Source organism: Deinococcus sp. (genome assembly GCF_025362455.1).
Classification (GTDB): Bacteria; Deinococcota; Deinococci; order Deinococcales; family Deinococcaceae; genus Deinococcus.
Genome location: NZ_JANYGJ010000254.1, coordinates 1 through 2,389, shown reverse-complemented (window position 1 = coordinate 2,389; position 2,389 = coordinate 1). Strand labels below are relative to the sequence as shown.

2 protein-coding genes are annotated in these 2,389 nt (G+C 49.3%); both read left to right on the top strand.

The annotated features are described in order from the left end of the window. Positions 1–1,343 (top strand): hypothetical protein (locus Q0R23_RS17530; RefSeq protein ID WP_293915143.1); only part of this gene is annotated, 1,343 nt, incomplete at its 5' end. A 188-nt stretch (positions 1,344–1,531) separates the two neighbouring features. After that, positions 1,532–2,389, top strand: an 858-nt coding sequence (locus Q0R23_RS17525) for a GntR family transcriptional regulator (protein ID WP_293915141.1), incomplete at its 3' end; no start/stop codon positions are given.

The window sequence follows — 2,389 nt, the reverse complement described above, 5'->3', positions numbered from 1 at the left end:
CACTTGGAAACAAGGCGTATTTCTGGTATGATCTGCTCAATGATGGAGAGGATCCAGCCAATACGGAATACAATTTCGGTCTCCTTCGCAGCGACTTTTCGCCCAAAGCCTCAGCTGTGGCCATGCGGACCCTGATCGATACCTTGAGCCACAATCGTTTTATCCGTCGGATTCCAATTTATGATGCCCCTCATGTCTCTTTTCTTCTCTTCGGAGCTCCTGACGGCCGCTCCGGAGTAATGATCCTGTGGAACGAAGCAAAGACATCCGTTCCCTTCCTGATGAGTGTTCCAGGCAAGGCAAACCGGATATCGTTGATGGGTAATGTCAGAACGCTGTGCAGCAGTCCAGGTTTGATTGCCTTGACGGCTTCCGACGAACCGCAATTCGTCCGTTTTTCCGGAAGTGTCGACCAAGTAAAGACAATTCCTTCGCCCGTGGCATTGCCGAAGCAGGTCATCGTTGCCTCCAGCGAAGAAACGACAGTTGTTATCAAAGCATCGAACCCGCTTACCCGCACGATAAAAGGCATACTGACATTGTCAGTGCCGCGTGGGTGGCGGATTAAGCCCTCCGTGTTTACTCTCACGATTCCGGTCGGTGGTCACAAAGAGCTTCCATTTACTTTGAAGGCACCTCCTAAACCGCTTCTGCGCGAAAACCTCAATTTTCGTTTCACGGCGTCGGCACTTCCCTCAGAACTGCAGGCAAGCGTTGCGCTTAGCTGCGCAGTCTTAATTCCTCGCACGGCGACGGATCCACAAAGACTGGGAGATTCGCAGAACTGGCGAAACCCGATCATCTCTCTTGGTCAGGCGAATATAATTAGCTTGTACCAGAATGCTCCTCTGGACAATATGCTGTTTCACGGCAACAATGATCTCAGCGCACGTGTGTTTATTTCACGCGTTCCCGCGGGTCTGCGACTGAGCATTCATGTCCATGACGACATCTTCTTCCAGAATGAACCCGCCGGTGCCGAATGGCAGGGAGACTCGATCCAATTTGCGATTTCGCCGCCGACCGGTGAGAATTATGCGTGGACTGCCGCGCTGACAGCGAAGGGACCAGTAGCCGAGCTTGACATTGCGCCGAGAGGCGTGGCTCTTGGCCAAACTGCGCTTCAGCTAGCAATCCGCCGGGATGAAGATGCTCATGAAACGCTCTACGATCTAATCGTGCCTGCAAGACTTCCCGGAGGCGCTCCGCTGGGAGACCGCTTTTTGATGACGCTGCTTGTTAATGACAACGATGGCCGGGGGCGCAAGGGCTGGGCGGAGTGGACGCCGGGAATCGGCCGCTCGAAGGACCCCACGCAATATCAGCCGATCGAAATCCGGTAGAGTTTGGGAGCAGAAATGTTGTATTCTCGAGAATTGCTTTTAAAAGAAGTCGTGGCGAAAGAAGTCGTGGTCAGTGTTTTGAGGAGTTACTTAACCTCCTCGTAAATGACACGCACATATGCTATAATAGCATCATCATACAGAGAGGAAAGTAGTAGCGCTGCCAACAAATGTTGGGCCAATCCATTATGGAATTGACCATTTCACCAAAACCAAAATACGAAGTTGCTAAGCTACGGTTGGAAACAGCTATTTTGTCTGGTGAGTATAAACCAGGCGACCAGATTCCAAGCGAACGGGATTTGGCTCTGCTGTATAATATCTCTTACATGACGGTACGACGTGCGATTTTAGAACTCGTAAGCGATAATATACTGGAACGACGTGCCCAAAAAGGTACATTTGTTAACGCATATTATCAAAAAGAGATTAATAAAACTCTGACCAAAACAGTTTTAAATCTGATTGTATCGTCGTATGAGGCTGGGCTCCAGCGGGAATTTTTGAGCATTGGAGTCCGTCTGGCAAATAAAAAAGGGTGGTTTCCAAATGTCGTCCGCTTAAGCGAAGGCCAACAGGAACCAGCCGTTATAGCCCTACGCAGAGGCTATTCACTGGTTATGCTCGATGATATATCTCCGAACAGTTCGTTAGGTATTGCGCTGAGGAAGGCTTCTAATAAAGTCGTAATTGTCGGTCAGGTTATGTCATCATGGGGCATTACGTCTGTTCATTATAATGTTCGTCACGCTGTTGAATTAGCGGTAAACCATCTACGAGATGCTGGGCATCGCGACATTGGGTTTGTCGTACAATATCCAGCCGATCTAAATAATCAAATGAAAGTAGCCGTTTGGGAAGATATGATGGCAGATACGTTATCACCTCAAGAAATAGGTGAGCGATTGCTTCAAGTAAACACAAAACGATATCAATCACCAACAGAGGATACTGTCAACGCGATTGTTAGTTTTTTCGGCGAGCACCCACGTCGAGTCTCGGCGTTTCTTTGCAGCGGCGAGGAACTCGCCCTAGGAATTCTCGCT